Below are 17137 nucleotides of genomic sequence, written 5' to 3' on the forward strand. Positions count from 1 at the left end.
CTGTTATGATCTTCATTTTACTGTTATAGTGTAGTCCGTCTATTATAGTTTATAATATCAGTATAACAGTGAATAACAGGAGATGAGAATAACATGAGTATCCCTTGGTCCAAAATGGCACAAAACACCCCGTCCTCTGTCGTTCGCGACATGCTCCAGGCCGCTCAGGCACCTGGAATGATCTCACTAGCCGGTGGATTACCCGCCCAGACTTCATTCCCCCTGGAAGCCATCCGCGTTGCATATGAAAAAGTATTTATGAGCGGAGCAGCCGCTCTTCAATATGCGGAGACTGAGGGTTACCATCCTCTTCGCGCCAAAATCGCCGAACGTCTTGAATCCAAGGGCATTCCCGCTTCACCCGATCACATGCTTCTCACTACGGGTTCACAGCAATCCATTGACTTGGTTTGCCGCATCCTTCTCGACCCGGGTGACCGCGTATTGGTTGAATCACCAACCTACCTCGCTGCTCTGCAAGTCATTCATTCCTATCAGGCTGAATCTCACGGCGTAGCCTGTGATGATCACGGTATGTTGCCTGAATCTCTGGAGGAACAACTCCAGTTGCATCGTCCAAAACTTGTCTACATTAACCCCACGTTCTCCAATCCTACGGGAAAAGTATGGTCACGAGAAAGAAGACAGCAGGCTGTGGATCTGTGCCGCAAGTATGGTGTAGTCATTCTGGAGGATGATCCCTATGGTGAAATTCGGTTTAATCCGGAGCAATTGGATGTCCCTGCTCTCGCAGAACTGGATGCAGTATCCTATGACGGCCCTTCCAACGTTATCTACACCAGTACATTCTCCAAAACGGTAGCACCTGGCCTTCGTACGGGCTGGATACTGGCTGCTCCCGATATTGTCAAAATGGCAGCACGAGCCAAACAAGGTGCTGACTTGCACTCCAGCAGCATTGACCAAAGAGCGCTTCATGCACTACTTGAATCTTTCGATCTGGATGCGCATATCCGCCATATTTCAGAGGATTACGAACAACGCATGAAAACACTGACTACTCTTATGGCAGCCAAAGCATGGGAAGGTATCTCGTGGAATTCACCTCAAGGTGGCATGTTCTTGTGGCTGCAATTGCCTGAAGGCATGCTTGCAAGCAATCTGTTCACTTATGGTATCCAGGAGAAAGTGTGCATTGTCCCTGGTGATTCCTTCTATGCAGGCACACCAGAGTTAAACCGCATGCGGATCAACTTTACTCATACAGACCCTGAGCTCCTTCCGGAAGCCGTGGAAAGAATGGATCGCGCCATCCAACGTTGGCATGCTTCCTTAACATCGGACAGTGTTGTTACACTGTAATGAACTGTCATAAACGTTTGACTATTCCATTAGCGTATGAAGATTAATAACTTGATATGAGAAACAAAAATAAGGCGGCAGGCCCGAGAATCTCGGAACTGCCGCCTTATTTTTATAGAACCTGTTATCAACAGGAGTTAAGTTTTTTTAGATGTTCATGGGTCCTTCTGATCAGTCAAGCCATCGGTTAATTCATACGAGTTGTCCTCGACTGATAGGTGGACTACATTGTGTTGCAATAGTGTTGTTGTTGCAGTTAGGAAAGCTTACCGTAAGCCGGGTTCTGTGCTCTTCGTGGTTCATACGGGAACTACCCTCCCACCAGAAGCGACAATCATCTATCTAGGCCATACATTGCTGCACAGCTCAAGCGACCAACCTAGACACACCTCGGGCTAAGGTTGCCTCCTCCGAAGAGGCGGCTGTGTCCCATTAGGTCTTGCTCCAGATGGGGTTTACCAGGAACGAAGTCACCAGCGTTCCTCGGGGTCTCTTACACCTCGGTTCCATCCTTGCCTGTGCCGGAAAATCCGGCCATCGGCGGTCCATTTCTGTGGCACTATCCTTCAACTCGCGCTGACTGGACGTTATCCAGCATCCTGCCCTGTGGAGCCCGGACTTTCCTCTCGTGGCAACAAAGGCCACCAGCGATTGTCTGTCAAGCTTTCCGAACAACATTACATAGTATACAGGCATTTAGGTTCCCAGACAAGCTTAATATTACTGGGAGCTGCACATCAACGATCTTTTTAGATAAACTGGAATACTTCCGTATTTACCTCTGAAGCTGTAACTTGCGTATCATATCGTTTTTCTTCCAAACGGGAACGAAGCCAATCCGCTGTTTTTGGTTTCATAATCTTCTCGGAATTATGTCCCGGGTCGATGATACACATACCTGCCATTAACGCATCATGAGCCGTGTGATAATCAATATCTCCGGTCACAATAACATCCGCACCTTTGAAGCGGGCAGTCAGCGCGTAACGGCTGCCAGAGCCGCCAAGAACCGCTGCTTTTTTGATCTGCTTGTTCAGATCTCCTACTACCCGCACATGAGACACATTGAATTGGGTCTTCACGACCTCCACTAGCTCACCTAATGTCTTAGGATCCCTAAGGGGTCCCAAGCGTCCCAGACCGAGCGTACGGCCCTTTAAATCCATTGCATAGAGGTCATAGGCCACTTCCTCATACGGATGAGCCTTAAGCATCGCCTGAACGACCTTACTTCTCAGACTTTGGGGTACGATGGTCTCAATACGCATTTCTTCCACACGTTCCATCTGCCCTTGGGTACCGATAAACGGTTGAGTCCCTTCACCAGGTACAAATGTTCCTGTACCTTCCGTGTTAAAGCTGCACTTGTTGTATTGACCGATACTCCCCGCTCCGGCTTCCAGAATGGCCTGAAGAACCTGTTCATGATGGGTACGAGGCACAAAGACAGCCAGCTTGTACAGATGATCTGTGTGTACATCTTCCAGCGATTCTTTACTCTCGATGCCAAGTGCATCGGCCATCCAGTCATTCATCCCACCCTCGGCCACATCCAGGTTTGTATGACTGATATAGACAGCAATATCATGCTTAATCAGCTTTTCATACAATTTACCCATAGGTGTATCTGTACTCAGTGACTTAACCGGACGGAAAATGATGGCGTGATGAGCGATAATCAGGTTGGCTCCAATGCGAATCGCTTCGTCCACCACTTCATCCGTCACATCCAAAGCTACTAACACGTGACGGATTTCTTTTTGCAAACTGCCGAGCTGGAGACCAATGCGGTCATCCGGTACAGCCAGATGTTTGGGAGCGAGTTGCTCCATCAGTTGAATTACAGTTTGACCTTTGGCAAACATGCCAAAACCTCCTTCAAGTTTGCGATAAGACGCTCTACCTCAGCCGCCTTGTCCCGGGAAGAATCCTGATCGGATTTGGAGATCGAGTTTACAACCCCTTGCAGTTTGATGATCTCACTTTCCCATTTGGCAAAAAATACATCCGTTGGACGATCAACCAAATAAGGTCCCATCCGCAGCAGCAAATCTTCCGTTAATTCTGCCCCGCCTTGAAGCGGACGTGCACGATACACCTCTACATTGGCAATCGGGCTTACGGATTGTGGCATCGCCGTTATAATCTCATAGATCTTGCCATCTTCTTCGAGCAACTGTTCTGCCACAACCACCCAGTGATGCTCCAGTAACCAGCGTCTGAGGATATCCTCACCCACATTTGGTTGCAAAATAAGTAACTGGACTCCTTCCAGTTTGGATAAACCTCTGTCCAAAATAGAAGCAATCAAGGCACCGCCCATGCCTGCAATGGTGATGACATCCACTTCACCCGCAGAGATCACATCAAGACCGTCTCCACGACGCACCGTGATTTTTTCTCTCAGGCCAGCATCGCTGACTTGTTTGCATGCAGCATCATAAGGGCCAGGATTGACTTCCCCGGCTACTGCACTTGCAGCTTTCCCACTGCGGATTGCGGCTACTGGCAGCAACGCGTGGTCTGAACCGATATCAGCCATGCGGCTGCCATCGGGAATTTGATCATGTATTCGCTGTAATCGATTCGAAAGTTTCATGAAGCACCTACACCATTCATTTAATTTATTGATTTGCATTGAACAAGGAAAAGCGATAAAATAAAATCCAATAAAACATTTCAAGGATGAATTTCCAAAACCAAGAAATCAAGACGTTTAAATTAAAAATAAAGGAGACCCCGCCGCCGCTAAAGCGTCTTGCGGAAAGTCTCCCATAGTTCGATTATTCGAGGAAATCCTTGAGTCGTTTACTACGACTCGGGTGACGCAACTTACGAAGAGCCTTGGCTTCGATCTGACGAATACGCTCACGCGTAACACCAAATACCTTGCCGACTTCCTCCAGCGTTCTCGTCCGTCCATCGTCCAGACCAAAACGTAGACGAAGCACGTTCTCTTCACGTTCAGTCAATGTATCCAATACATCTTCGAGCTGTTCTTTCAGCAACTCATACGCAGCAGCATCCGCCGGAGCAAGTGCTTCCTGATCCTCAATGAAGTCACCCAGATGGGAATCATCTTCCTCACCAATTGGTGTTTCCAGAGAAACCGGTTCCTGTGCAATCTTCGTAATTTCACGAACTTTCTCTACACTTAGATCCATCTCAGCAGCGATTTCTTCTGGTGTCGGTTCACGCCCAAGTTCCTGCAACAGCTGACGGGATACCCGGATCAGCTTATTAATCGTCTCCACCATGTGCACAGGGATACGAATTGTACGCGCCTGGTCAGCAATAGCACGAGTGATCGCTTGGCGGATCCACCATGTTGCATACGTACTGAACTTGTATCCTTTTTTGTGGTCGAACTTCTCAACCGCTTTGATCAGACCCATATTACCTTCCTGAATCAAATCAAGGAACAACATTCCACGTCCAACGTAACGCTTGGCGATACTGACAACGAGCCGTAAGTTAGCTTCAGCCAGACGACGCTTGGCTTCTTCATCCCCGTTCTCAATCCGTTTAGCCAGTTGTACTTCATCATCTGCCGACAACAGTGGCACACGACCAATTTCCTTGAGGTACATACGGACAGGGTCATTGATTTTGATACCTGGCGGCAAGCTCAGATCATCATCAAAGTGGAATTCGTCCTCTCCCTCTCTGGTGTTGTTCTCGGAATCTTCACTAGGACGAAGTGTAACCTCTTCATTATTTTCATTCACTACATCGATACCCAGATCGCTCAGTTGCTCATAGAACTCATCCATTTGCTCTGCATCCTGCTCAAAAGGAGAGAGTTTCTCTATAATTTCCTTGTAATTCAGCGAAGCTCTTTTCTTACCTGATTCAATCAATTGATCTTTAACCTGATCCAGTGTCAATTCTGTTTCTAGTTCAGTATGCTGATCATTCGCCATAATTCGACTCCCTCCTCCCTAGAAACATCTAATCATCAGACGTTCACTGTCTCTCTAGGGCAATCATTTCAATTGCAATCTGTGCCGCGCGTACAGAATCACCTGCCCGCTCTGCAGCAATCATTTCTTCTTTTTTCAAATCGTACTCTTTCTTACGCGGATGCTTCAGCACTTCCCTGATGCAATCATCGAGCATTTGAATACTCCATTCACCTGGACCATCCATCATCGAGATTGAACTAACCGTCTTTTCCAGGCGATCGTCATGCAGTGAAGACATAAAACGGCTTGTATCCGACGGTTTGCCTTGCGCATAGTAGGCATATAGATAAGCAGCAATAGCTGCATGATCATCCAAGTTAAAAGCTTCACCAAGATGCTCATTCACGTACTGGGCAGCCTCATCATCCTGCAACATCCAGGCAATCAGTTTGCGTTCGGCAGCGTGATAAGCCGGCAACAGATTGGGTGTAGGCACCTGCCTATTTTGTTGCCTACCATTATTCCACCTTTTCGGGTTATTATCCCCAAACTGGAGGTTATTTTTCATCGCCTCCCGTTCTTCATTACACTCCTGCTTCAATGTTTCGAACGATACGTCCACTTCTGCAGCCAGTTCACGAAGATACACTTCCCTTTCTGTTGGAGAAGGTAAGGGCGCAATCAACTTTACTGCTTCTTTCGAATAGGCGATTTGTCCGCCACCCTCTAGCAGTATATGGCTTTTTTTTAAGTTTATAAGTTTAAATTTTGTAGTTGTCACGGCACCGTCCACAATCTGGTTTCGGAACCGTTCACCACCATGCTTCCGGATAAAATCATCCGGGTCAAGTCCCTCGGGAATGAGAGCCACTTTGACCTGCAATCCAGCTTCCTCAAGAATAGGGAAGTTTTTGAGTGCAGCAGCCTGTCCTGCTCTGTCGCCGTCATAACATATGATGACTTCGTCGCACATCCCTTTGAGCATCAGTGCCTGATTCTCGGTTAACGCAGTGCCCATTGCCGCTACACCATTCTGGATATCCTGGTCCCATGCGGAGATGACATCACCATATCCCTCGAACAAAATGGCTTGTCTTTGTTTGCGAATTGCATTTTTGGCATGATGCAGATTATAGAGAACACGGCTTTTGTTAAATAACCGGGTTTCCGGTGAATTTAGATACTTCGGTTGCCCATCTCCCAATATGCGTCCTGCAAATGCAATCGGCTTACCGCTCCTGCCATTGATCGGGAACATAATCCGGTCTCGGAATCGATCCACATATCCCTGACCTTCATTTCGCGGTGACAGAAGTCCACCCTTTTCCATCTCTTCGAGCGGATAGTTACGTTTCTCAAGAAATTGTACCAGTGTGTCCCAACGATTTGGTGCAAAACCAATCTGGAACTGGTCAATCAACTTGTCGCCAAAACCTCTTGAGCGTAAATACTCCATGGCTGACTTGCCGTGCTCTGTATTTTTCAACAAAAAATGATACAGCTTCGCGGTAAGCTCATAAGCCTCCAACAGACGTTCCGTCTCCGGATTCACATGAGCAGATTCACGCCCTTGCCAGTCCCCCATAGAGATGTGACTTTCTTCCGCCATCGTTTTGACAGCCTCGGGAAAGGATAACCCTTCGATTTCCATCCTAAATTTGATGGCATTTCCACCCGTGCCGCAACCGTAGCAGTAGAAAATTTGTTTCTCAGGTGTAACGGTGAACGAAGGCGTCTTCTCGGAATGAAAAGGACAGAGGCCTTTCATATACTTCCCCTGTTTGGTCAGATGCACAAATCGGCTCACCGTATCGACAATATCATTCTGCTGTAACACCGATTCAATAATACTTTCGGGTATACCGCCTTGTCCGGTACTCATCTCTGGCCACCTTCATCTCTTCAACACGTAAATATAATTCGATAAACTTACACATTCTCCTGCAAATCTTTTAAAAGTTTTGTCAGTTTATGTTGAAACATTTCTCGATCCTGCTCTGTGAAAGGCTTTGGGCCTTTCCCGTAATGGCCTCTTTTTCGTGCTTTGGCCGCAGTATGACGAGAATCCAACATGAAATCAATGTCACGATCGTTGAACTCACGACCACGAAAGGACAAAACATAACAACGTTTGCCAAGCGCAAGTGCCGCAAGTCCATAGTCCTGAGTGATAACCACATCATATGGCTTAATATGATTAGCAATATACAGGTCTGCGCTCTGATCACTGCGATCCACTTGCACGGTTCGTACCCCTTCTCCTCCTTGAAGCAAATGATCAAATGAAGAGACTAACAATACGGGGATGTTGAAAAGGCGAGCGGTTTGCGCAATCTCGGTTTTGACCGGGCAAGCATCACCATCCACAACAATGTGGCGTATATTTAACTCACTCAAACCCAGACCACCCGGTTTCATAAAATAGCTGCATATTGTTATATACGACCCCGGCCAGGCAAAATCCTTCTGCCGGAACGAGGGAAATCAAAGGCTAAAATACGGAGCGGTTGTCAAAAATACATTTCACAACCCGTTCCGTATATTTATACCCTCATATATCCTTCTTTAATACTGAATTTTAGCTTTGCGCCAAGTCTGTGGAAAAGGATTCATGAAATACGCCCAATTACCAAACCAACTTGGAAAAATCAGCAAATCCTTTCAAGTCACGATCAATAGCCGCGAGCAAGGCAAGTCGATTCGCCCGAACAGCTTCATCCTCGGCCATAACCATGACCGAATCGAAGAATGAGGTAATACCATCCTTCCAGGCAGATGCAATAGCCAGTGCTTCAGCAGCATGATGCTGAGTCAACGCCTGACGATATTCTGCATTCGTTTTGCTCCATGCCTCATGTAACTGACGTTCTCCATCTTCTGTGAACAGTTCTGGATGTACGGAAGCATTGGATGCTTTGGCCGCCAGATTACCCACACGGTTGAACGATTCAACCGTTGTTTTGAATGCATCTCCTGTCATAACAGCCGCCATCAAAGCTTCACCTTTTGGAACCACAGCGCTGATATCATCGAATCCGGAAGAAATTACGGCATCCACTACGTCGTAGCGAACGGTTTCGGACAACAATTTTTTCACACGAAGACCAAAGAAGTCTTGCAGATCTTTACGAACCTCTTCATCTGCACGTTTCAACAGGTTCATCTGGGCATGTACTTGAAGTGCTACTCCGAACACGTCAGACAATGTCAGCGGAAGCTTGTGATCCAGCAAAATCTGTACAATACCTGCAGCCTGACGGCGCAGCGCGTACGGATCCTGTGAACCCGTTGGAATGATGTTGATGGAGAAACAACCCACGATTGTGTCCATTTTATCCGCAGCACTGACAATGGCACCGACAAGAGAAGCAGGGGATTGATCTCCAGCGAAACGTGGCTGATAGTGTTCAAATACCGCTTTGGCCACTTCTTCTTTTTCGCCAGCTTTACGAGCGTAATCCTCACCCATCACACCTTGCAGTTCCGGGAATTCTCCCACCATCAGTGTCACCAGATCGAATTTGCAGATATCTGCTGAGCGGCTAACGGATTCAGCAACATCACCGGATACTTGCAGTTTGGCAGCAAGTCCATCGGCAATCTTGCGAATACGACGTACTTTATCTCCAACTGTTCCCAATTCTTCCTGGAAGACGATACTTTCCAGCTTCGACAATGCATCCTTAATCTGTAGCTTCTGATCTTCCTCATAGAAGAACTTGGCATCAGACAGACGTGCACGCAGAACTTTTTCATTCCCTTTGGCAATAACGTCCAGTGAATCACTTCCACCGTTACGTACCGTCACGAAGAATGGCAACAATTGTCCTTCATTGTCCAGTACAGGGAAATAACGCTGATGCTCACGCATGGAAGTAATCAATACTTCTTGTGGAATATTCAAGAATGAGGAGTCAAATGTCCCGAACAATACGGTAGGTGTTTCCACCAGGAACAGAACTTCCTCCAGCAAGTCTTCCTTAATCGCAATATCCCATTTTTTCTCAGCAGCCAGTGCCTGAATCTGGGATACAATCATCTGTTCACGTTCCTGGATATCAGCAATGACATGTTCGGAACGCAACACTTCCACGTATGAAGACGGAGTGGAGATCACAGCCTCCTTACCGAGGAAACGATGTCCGCGAGTTACATTACCCGACTTAACACCTGTCACTTCCAGATCGATAACCTCACTGCCGAGCATAGCCACAATCCAGCGGATTGGACGTACAAATTTGAAATCATAGGAAGCCCAACGCATGAATTTCGGGAACGTCATGGCATGTAATACAGAAAGTAATCCTTCACCAACTACAGAAGCTGTTTCCACACCTTTGCTGCTCTTTGTTGCATAGATATATTCCACACCGTTCAGTTCCTTGAACGTGAACTGGTCGGGTTCAACACCTTGACTGCGGGCGAATCCGAGTGCAGCTTTGCTCCAATTGCCACTGTCGTCCAGGGCAATTTTGCGTGAAGGACCTTTCACTTCTTCCTCGATATCTTCCTGCTTTTCAGCCACATTGTGAATCAAAACAGCCAGACGGCGCGGTGTAGCATATGCATTCACTTCACCATAAGCAATGCGGGATGCGTCAAGCCATTTCACGAGACGCTCTTGCAGCTGTGCGATTGCTGCGCGCATAAAGCGTGCAGGTACTTCTTCCAACCCGATTTCGAACAATAGATCCTTAGACATGCTCGGCTCCCCCTTTCTTGATCAGCGGGAAGCCTAGCTTCTCACGCTCTTCCATATATGTTGCAGCGACTTGGCGAGCCAGATTACGAACACGTGTGATGTAACCCGTACGCTCCGTTACACTGATGGCTCCACGTGCATCCAACAGATTGAACGTGTGGGAACATTTCAGCACATAGTCATATGCCGGGAATACCAGATGCTGCGCCATGGCCTTGTTTGCTTCTTCTTCATGCATGTTGAAGAGTGTAAACAGCATTTTGACATCAGATACTTCAAACGTATATTTAGAGTGTTCGAATTCTGGCTGACGGAATACATCACCATAAGTGATACCTTCCACCCATTCCAGATCAAACACATTCTCTTTATCTTGAATGTAAGAAGCCAAACGCTCCATACCATACGTAATTTCAACAGCTACCGGATTTGTCTCGATCCCACCGACCTGTTGGAAATACGTAAATTGTGTAATTTCCATTCCGTCCAACCATACTTCCCAACCAAGACCTGCACAACCAAGGGAAGGATTCTCCCAGTTATCTTCAACAAACCGAATATCATGTTTGAGCGGATCAATGCCGAGACGCTTCAGACTTTCCAGGTAAATTTCCTGAATATTGTCCGGAGAAGGCTTGATGATGACCTGGAACTGATGATGCTGGTACAGCCGGTTAGGGTTCTCACCATAACGTCCGTCCGAAGGACGACGGGAAGGCTCAACATAGGCCACTTTCCAAGGTTCGGGTCCAAGCGAGCGTAAAAAGGTCATCGGGTTCATCGTACCTGCCCCTTTTTCCGTATCGTATGGCTGGACAATAATACAGTTATGCTCGGCCCAGAATTGTTGCAGCGTTAGAATCATCTGCTGAAAATTCATAATCATGCTCCTTTTCAATGGTTTGTTAGCAAGCTTAGGACGGTGAAGACAACAATAAATAGCCCCCGTCCTACGCCTGTTGTACAGACGTAGGGACGAGAGCTATTCCCGCGGTTCCACCCTACTTGGCTTAGATCAAACAAGATGATCCTGTTCGTTCCAGCCCACTTTTCCGTGTCCATTCATGCTCCCGAGTGCCGTTTCAAAAACCGATTCAGCCAGGCTCCCACCATCCCCGACTCGCTCATTCATGATTCCCAAGTGTTATACAACGACTTGTCTCCATAAATGCAATAAATCCAGTCTTTTACTTTCTCGTTCAATGCATGTCTCATAAAGAGAAATTATATTTCATAATATATAAAATCTAGTATGAAGTCAAGATATAGTTTCACTTCCACCAAAACGCCTCAAATCCCGTACTTCTCCATCTGATCGAGGAAAGAACGGGATTTAAGATTCAGACCAAGCTGATGATCCATAAAGGCACGCATCAACTTTTTGATCTCATCACGGGTAGATTCACTCACTGATATATTCCCCAAGCGCTGCAGATCCAACTGTGCGAACAAACGCAACAACTTCAGAGCCTTTGGACTAACTGACATCGCTGGAGGATCAAAGTGTTTGCATGCTCGACACAAGACGCCACCAAGTCTGGGACTTATAAACAACTGCTCATCTGGTCGCTCCTGGTTGCAGGAGATGCACTCATCGAACTGTGGACCATATCCGGATGCCTGTAATATTTTCATTTCGTACAGACTTGTAATAACAACCGGATCTTTCTCATCCTTCAACGCCTGCAAACACGCCTTTAACTGTTTGAACCAAAAAGTACCTGTCTCTTCATCCTGAAGCACGCGATCCAATAGTTCACACGCATAAGAGGCATAGGAGGCCTTGACCAGATCTTCACGCAATTCATGATAGGATTCAACGATTTCTCCAGCATTCAGTGTACCTAGACCCGTATTGCGAAAATAAACATATTGACCAAACGTAAACGGCTGCACCAGTGCAGCATGTCGGCTCTTGGGCTTTTTAGCACCGCGCACGAGTACCCCTACTTTCCCGCCGCTTTCGGTGCAAAGTGTAATGATTTTGTTCCCTTCGCCGTAGTCCATGCTGCGGATGACAATGCCTTCCACCCTGTATAGCATGCCTCGTCACCTAACCATTCCCGAATCAGCCAGTTATCCTTCGGCTTCTTCATCTTCAATCACTTCCCTTGCATTATCCGACTCCTGTCCTAACGAGTTACACGCCTCGGTATATAACAAATAGGACTCCACGTCCCCCGTCATCGCAAAAACCTTCCACGAAAAATCTCGCATCGGAATTTCATCCTCTCTTCGGAAATGACGTCTGCATCTACCAAATAGGATGGAGTCTTGCAAGGTAAACTATGTGTTGCAATTACTGGATACAACTCGGATGATCAGTCGCGCCCGAAGCCAAGATCACGCAGAACTCGATCCTGATTTCTCCAGTCCTTTTTCACTTTGACCCACAGATCCATGAAAATTTTGGAGCCAAGCAAGTTTTGAATGTCATGTCGAGCTCGTTTACCCACTTCTTTCAGAAGGGCACCCTGCTTGCCGATAATGATCCCTTTTTGCGAATCCCGTTCCACAAATATGACAGCTGAGATATAAACGACACCGTTATCTTGCACTTTCATATCTTCGATCGTTACGGCAATGGAGTGCGGAACTTCTTCACGAGTCATTTGCAAAATTTTCTCACGAATCAACTCGGCACATACAAACTGCTCCGGATGGTCAGTAACCTGGTCGTCAGGATAGTACTGTGGACCTTCAGGCAAATACTTGCCGAGCTGTTCCAGTAATGTGCTGACATTATTGCCATGCTTGGCAGACACAGGCACAATTTCAGCGAAATCGTGTAATCTGCGATACTCTTCAATAAGTGGTAATAGCGCTTCCGGCTCAATTTTGTCAATTTTGTTCATGACGAGAATGACAGGCGTACGGATATTTTTCAGCTGTTCCGCAATATAGCGGTCACCACCGCCCATACCTTCGGAAGCATCAATCAAGAATAAGGCTGCTTCTACTTCACTCAGTGTGTTCAAAGCGGTCTGGTTCATATAATCGCCTAATTTGGACTGACGTTTATGAATCCCTGGTGTATCCAGAAAAACGATCTGTTGATTGTCCGATGTATATACACCGTGAATTTTATTACGGGTTGTTTGCGGCTTGTCCGACATAATTGCAATTTTCTGTCCGATGACTTGGTTCATCAAAGTGGATTTACCAACGTTAGGACGTCCGATAATGGCTACAAAACCGGATTTGAATTTTTGTTTTTTCATATGTTCCTCCTCAGGCGCCTAGGCCTGGAATGTATTGGTTTATTTTTTGGCGGAATTCAGATCAGAAGGCCCAAAAGCCCAAGGCAACAGTTCAGCAACGGTGGTCTCTTGCACATCACCTTTCAAGTTCCCCAAGATGACTTTCATATCGGGTTCACACAGTTCGTACATGACCTGACGACATACGCCACATGGAGCAATCGGACCATCCGTGTCTCCCACAATGGCAATCGCTGTGAAGCTGCGAGGCTTCTGCCCACCTGCAATGGCACTAAACATCGCTGTACGTTCAGCACAGTTACCTGGTGTATACGCAGCATTCTCAATATTACAACCATGATGCACATGACCTTCACTGTCAAGCAAAGCCGCGCCAACACCAAAATGGGAGTAAGGCGTATATGCCTTCGTACGTGCCTTAATTGCTTCTTGCATTAACAAACCGTTATCCATTAATATTCTCTCCCTTAGGGTGCAATATAAAGTTAGTACCTACGAATTAAGTTCAACCAAAGCCAATTTTACACTAGCCACTCCGAGTCCAGAATAACCCTTCGATCGCTGTTATCCCCAGATTTTTTGATTCACTTTTCAAAGTGAAAATCCGTGTATAAAGGCGAACGCTTCGCTTCTACAGGTTTATTTCTGTCCTCTTCGTTATCGTGTAACGTCTACAAGTTCAACTTAAAAAAAGGTCTAACTTCACAAATTTGTGTAGTATTAAAATCACAAAACAAATCAAAATCAGTACAAACCTAGCCAGCTCATCACCGGCTTAATGAAAACGATACAACCGATGATGACAGCGAATACCGCAGCCAGCAAAACTGCCCCGGCCGCGGTATCCTTTGCCGCTTTTGCCAGCGGATGGATATGGGGGTGTGCCAAGTCAACCGCTGCCTCTACAGCCGTGTTCATCAATTCAGTCACCAGGACCAAAAAGACAGCGGTCAGCACAAACATCCAATCCGTTCTTGAGATTCTGAAAAAAAAGCCGGCTACACACATCAAAATAGCCACTCCCGTGTGAACTCTCACATTACGCTGAGTCCGCAACCCATATGCGATTCCTTCCGCAGCATTGCGGAATACCAGACCCCAGGAGCGTCTTTTCATTATCGTGTCAACCCGGCCTGGGCCAATACCGCTTCTTGTTTGCCCATCATTTCAGCCTCACTCGCTTCATCCTGATGGTCGTATCCGAGCAGGTGCAAGAAACCATGGACAAACAGAAAACCAAGTTCACGTTCAAATGAGTGTCCATACTCTTCACTTTGCAGGATGGTCCGTGGTACGGAAATGATGATGTCTCCAAGAACATCCGGCATTTCTTCCATTTCTTCATCTTCGTCCAGCTCATAGATAATATCTAGTTCTTCATCCACCGTTTCGTTCATCGCAAAAGACAGTACATCCGTAGGACGGTCAATGCCGCGATAATCACGGTTCAACTCATGAATCTGCTCATCATTCACAAAAGTCAGAGCCACTTCCCCGTCTGCAACACCTTCCGCTTCTCCTGCGAGATTCAGCAATTGTTCCAGCATTGCAATCATCGGTTCTGTAATTTCTTTGTCCTGTTGTTCATTATTCCATGCCAGGTTAAGACTCATTCTTTCATAACTCCTGTCTGCTCATATTAGAGGTTGTTCAAAAAAAGCATTTCTAGCTTCATCCCATCTTCTCGGTACTGAAAACCGGCCTTTTTGAACACGAACTATTATTGAATTAGCCTGCTTCGGGTGAAGTTGGCTTTGGTTTCTTAATTTCCTCCGGATATTCGATCCTGGAGTGGAAGATACCCATCACCGTTTCCTTCAATGTTCTGGCGACGATATCCAGTTCACGCATCGTAAGGTCACAATCATTGAATTGATGATCGTCCAATCGTCCTTTAATAATCTTCTCAATCATGGACTCCACTTGTTCCACTGTCGGTTTGCGCAAAGATCTCACAGCAGCCTCTACACTATCAGCAATGCCAACAATAGCCGATTCCTTGGACTGAGCCTTCGGCCCAGGGTAACGGAAATCTTCTTCCGTGAAATCAGGCTCAACGCCTGCTTCTTCCGCCTGGCGCAGTGCTTTGTGATAGAAATAGTGGAGAAATGTCGTGCCGTGATGCTGTTCCGCAATATCCCGAATAGGTCTGGGCAGCTTGTAATCCTTCTGCATTTCCACCCCATCGCGCGCATGGGCAACGATAATGGATTTGCTCAGTTTAGGATCAATTGAATCATGTGGATTCTCCATATTGTTCTGATTTTCAATAAAATAGATGGGCCGCTTCGTCTTGCCAATATCATGATAATACGAACCGACTCGGCATAGCAATCCGTTAGCTCCTATGGCTTCTGCTGCTGCTTCGGACAGATTCCCTACCATAACGCTGTGATGATAGGTACCCGGTGTCTCCGTCAGCAACTTGCGAAGAAGCGGATGGTTCGGATTAGATAGTTCTACCAGTTTGAGCGCTGATAAAATGCCAAATGAAGTTTCGAAAAATGGCATCAGCCCAATGACCAGTATGGCAGTCAGCACGCCACCAGCAAATGCAAACCCAACGCCATACAGTGTCGTGGTTCGATTCCAATCTCCCGAGTCAATCAAAGCCAAGGTGAAGACGGCTATGGACCCGAACAGACAGACCATAATGGCCCCTTTCAGGATCGTTGATCGCTGGCTAGCCTTATGAGTTGCGAAGATCGCAACAAATGAAACCAATACAGCAAAGAAACCTAGTTCGAAGTCAAAAAGTTGACCCTGATGTGTATTCAAAATAATGCTGGACAACATACCGATCAAAATCGAACATACAAAGGCAAGCGAGGTATCCAGTAACAAGGCAATTAACATCGCTCCTACCGCAACAGGTGCAAGGAAGCCAACATAAGACCTCTCATTGGTCTGGATAATCGCCGTCACATGCATAACCACAATCGTAATAATAAAAATGAGAACAAGCATCAACAGCTGGGCATTATTATACTTAAAATGTGTTCCGCTGCCTTGCTGAATATACATCAGAATGGCTGCTGACAACAGGCAGGAAAACATAAGAAGTCCAAGCTGCGGCCAGTAGTTCACTTCATTTTTCAGCAAATCATTCTCACCCAGCAAAGTATACATCTCCGGGGTGATCATCTCACCCTTGGCAACTAATGTGTCCCCTTGCTTGATAAAGACGGTTTGCGTGTTCTCACGCGCCTGTACTTTGGCTTCCTTAGTTCCCTCTTCATCGTAGAAGCGGTTCGCGGTCACCACAAGGCGAGCAAGCTCTTGCACGACCTCACGTTGCGTACGCTTACCAAGAGAGCTGACACTCACCATCTCGGCTACTTTGGCACGAGCAGTGGTTGCATCGCTGATCTGATCCGTCATTAACCGGGCAACAATATCCCTCGCAACCGGCTTCATCTCCTGGATATCATCCGATGTCAGACGTGAGATTTTGATGTAAGTTTCTTCGGGAATACGGTAGCTTTGCTCCTGTACCACATTTCTGATTTCTTCCAAAAGAGTCTCGGAGTATGTACCGGCTTTCCGATTATTATTGATATAGTTGGTCACAAAATCCTTCTGGCGCTGTGGAATTTCATCCCGATAAATATCAATCTTATCCTGACTTGAAATCTGATCATCCTGATTTAATCGATCTACACGATCAAGCAGGGTAGTCATCAAATTTTCGTTTCGCAACTGGACAATCTGAAATATCGGCTGTACCCGTTCAGCAGCTTCTTCCTGTGCTTTGAGTGTGGCCTTGTTATTCGGAATCTGCATGGGCGCAGCAATGTCCACTTCACTCCGTGTCCCTTCCTGAATATCATAGCGCTCAGGGAGCAGTTTGGAAGCCAGACTCACGTAGAAAAGAATCACCAGAAACAAAAACAGAAGATAGCGTGCCCACACGCTATACTTCCATCCTGTAGCCTTATTCTGAAAAGATTTGCCTTTTGACGGTTCCTTCGAGGTCACTTTAGACA

Annotated in this window: 15 protein-coding genes and 1 other RNA gene; 1 reads left to right on the forward strand and 15 read right to left on the reverse strand. The window is 46.6% G+C overall.

The features are described from left to right. Positions 1 to 93 precede the first annotated feature (93 nt). Entirely contained in the window at positions 94 to 1323 is a 1230-nt protein-coding gene (locus V6668_RS21280; RefSeq protein WP_338706593.1) for a PLP-dependent aminotransferase family protein, read from the forward strand. A gap of 257 nt (positions 1324 to 1580) precedes the next feature. Here V6668_RS21280 and rnpB read toward each other — a convergent pair. The 15 genes from rnpB to V6668_RS21355 form a co-directional block, all read right to left on the reverse strand. Further along, positions 1581 to 1990, reverse strand: an RNA gene (gene rnpB / locus V6668_RS21285) — RNase P RNA component class A. A gap of 82 nt (positions 1991 to 2072) precedes the next feature. Then, complete coding sequence (locus tag V6668_RS21290) at positions 2073 to 3188, reverse strand: Nif3-like dinuclear metal center hexameric protein (RefSeq protein ID WP_338706594.1); 1116 nt, start codon at positions 3186 to 3188, stop codon at positions 2073 to 2075. Further along, a complete protein-coding gene (locus V6668_RS21295) occupies positions 3164 to 3922 on the reverse strand; it encodes a class I SAM-dependent methyltransferase (RefSeq protein ID WP_338706595.1) in 759 nt (252 codons plus the stop codon). Before V6668_RS21295 ends, V6668_RS21290 begins: the two co-directional genes overlap by 25 nt. A 184-nt stretch (positions 3923 to 4106) precedes the next feature. Then, complete coding sequence (gene rpoD / locus V6668_RS21300; protein WP_017687256.1) at positions 4107 to 5246, reverse strand: RNA polymerase sigma factor RpoD; 1140 nt, start codon at positions 5244 to 5246, stop codon at positions 4107 to 4109. A gap of 43 nt (positions 5247 to 5289) precedes the next feature. Next, complete coding sequence (gene dnaG / locus V6668_RS21305; RefSeq protein ID WP_036615029.1) at positions 5290 to 7110, reverse strand: DNA primase; 1821 nt, start codon at positions 7108 to 7110, stop codon at positions 5290 to 5292. A gap of 47 nt (positions 7111 to 7157) precedes the next feature. Continuing rightward, a complete protein-coding gene (locus V6668_RS21310; protein WP_017687254.1) occupies positions 7158 to 7625 on the reverse strand; it encodes a YaiI/YqxD family protein in 468 nt (155 codons plus the stop codon). Positions 7626 to 7854: 229 nt separating this feature from the next. After that, the gene (gene glyS / locus V6668_RS21315; protein WP_338706596.1) at positions 7855 to 9930 is read right to left on the reverse strand and encodes a glycine--tRNA ligase subunit beta; all 2076 of its coding nucleotides are present in this window, start codon (positions 9928 to 9930) and stop codon (positions 7855 to 7857) included. Continuing rightward, entirely contained in the window at positions 9923 to 10810 is an 888-nt protein-coding gene (gene glyQ / locus V6668_RS21320) for a glycine--tRNA ligase subunit alpha (protein WP_017687252.1), read from the reverse strand. Before glyQ ends, glyS begins: the two co-directional genes overlap by 8 nt. A 410-nt stretch (positions 10811 to 11220) precedes the next feature. Continuing rightward, a complete protein-coding gene (gene recO, locus V6668_RS21325; protein WP_211080806.1) occupies positions 11221 to 11973 on the reverse strand; it encodes a DNA repair protein RecO in 753 nt (250 codons plus the stop codon). 33 nt (positions 11974 to 12006) lie between these two features. Further along, complete coding sequence (locus tag V6668_RS21330; protein ID WP_074095877.1) at positions 12007 to 12147, reverse strand: YqzL family protein; 141 nt, start codon at positions 12145 to 12147, stop codon at positions 12007 to 12009. 104 nt (positions 12148 to 12251) lie between these two features. Then, a complete protein-coding gene (gene era, locus V6668_RS21335; RefSeq protein WP_338706597.1) occupies positions 12252 to 13151 on the reverse strand; it encodes a GTPase Era in 900 nt (299 codons plus the stop codon). Positions 13152 to 13190: 39 nt separating this feature from the next. Continuing rightward, positions 13191 to 13604, reverse strand: a complete 414-nt coding sequence (locus V6668_RS21340; RefSeq protein ID WP_338706598.1) for a cytidine deaminase — start codon at positions 13602 to 13604, stop codon at positions 13191 to 13193. A 291-nt stretch (positions 13605 to 13895) separates the two neighbouring features. Then, complete coding sequence (locus tag V6668_RS21345; protein WP_017687246.1) at positions 13896 to 14267, reverse strand: diacylglycerol kinase family protein; 372 nt, start codon at positions 14265 to 14267, stop codon at positions 13896 to 13898. Further along, positions 14267 to 14764 (reverse strand): rRNA maturation RNase YbeY, encoded by a 498-nt coding sequence (gene ybeY / locus V6668_RS21350; protein WP_036674804.1) that lies wholly within the window; start codon positions 14762 to 14764, stop codon positions 14267 to 14269. Before ybeY ends, V6668_RS21345 begins: the two co-directional genes overlap by 1 nt. A 115-nt stretch (positions 14765 to 14879) precedes the next feature. Then, positions 14880 to 17129: an HD family phosphohydrolase gene (locus V6668_RS21355; RefSeq protein WP_036615038.1), complete on the reverse strand. Its 2250-nt coding sequence runs from the start codon at positions 17127 to 17129 to the stop codon at positions 14880 to 14882. Positions 17130 to 17137 lie beyond the last annotated feature (8 nt).

It is taken from the genome of Paenibacillus amylolyticus (assembly GCF_036894225.1).
GTDB classification, from domain to species: Bacteria; Bacillota; Bacilli; order Paenibacillales; family Paenibacillaceae; genus Paenibacillus; species Paenibacillus amylolyticus.

Bases quoted from the DNA above. Each gene is read 5' to 3' on its own strand.
- V6668_RS21280 (WP_338706593.1), top strand. From the start codon at position 94: ATGAGTATCCCTTGGTCCAAAATGGCACAAAACACCCCGTCCTCTGTC.
- V6668_RS21290 (WP_338706594.1), bottom strand. From the start codon at position 3,188: ATGTTTGCCAAAGGTCAAACTGTAATTCAACTGATGGAGCAACTCGCT.
- V6668_RS21295 (WP_338706595.1), bottom strand. From the start codon at position 3,922: ATGAAACTTTCGAATCGATTACAGCGAATACATGATCAAATTCCCGAT.
- rpoD (WP_017687256.1), bottom strand. From the start codon at position 5,246: ATGGCGAATGATCAGCATACTGAACTAGAAACAGAATTGACACTGGAT.
- dnaG (WP_036615029.1), bottom strand. From the start codon at position 7,110: ATGAGTACCGGACAAGGCGGTATACCCGAAAGTATTATTGAATCGGTG.
- glyS (WP_338706596.1), bottom strand. From the start codon at position 9,930: ATGTCTAAGGATCTATTGTTCGAAATCGGGTTGGAAGAAGTACCTGCA.
- glyQ (WP_017687252.1), bottom strand. From the start codon at position 10,810: ATGAATTTTCAGCAGATGATTCTAACGCTGCAACAATTCTGGGCCGAG.
- recO (WP_211080806.1), bottom strand. From the start codon at position 11,973: ATGCTATACAGGGTGGAAGGCATTGTCATCCGCAGCATGGACTACGGC.
- V6668_RS21330 (WP_074095877.1), bottom strand. From the start codon at position 12,147: ATGCGAGATTTTTCGTGGAAGGTTTTTGCGATGACGGGGGACGTGGAG.
- era (WP_338706597.1), bottom strand. From the start codon at position 13,151: ATGAAAAAACAAAAATTCAAATCCGGTTTTGTAGCCATTATCGGACGT.
- V6668_RS21340 (WP_338706598.1), bottom strand. From the start codon at position 13,604: ATGGATAACGGTTTGTTAATGCAAGAAGCAATTAAGGCACGTACGAAG.
- V6668_RS21345 (WP_017687246.1), bottom strand. From the start codon at position 14,267: ATGAAAAGACGCTCCTGGGGTCTGGTATTCCGCAATGCTGCGGAAGGA.
- ybeY (WP_036674804.1), bottom strand. From the start codon at position 14,764: ATGAGTCTTAACCTGGCATGGAATAATGAACAACAGGACAAAGAAATT.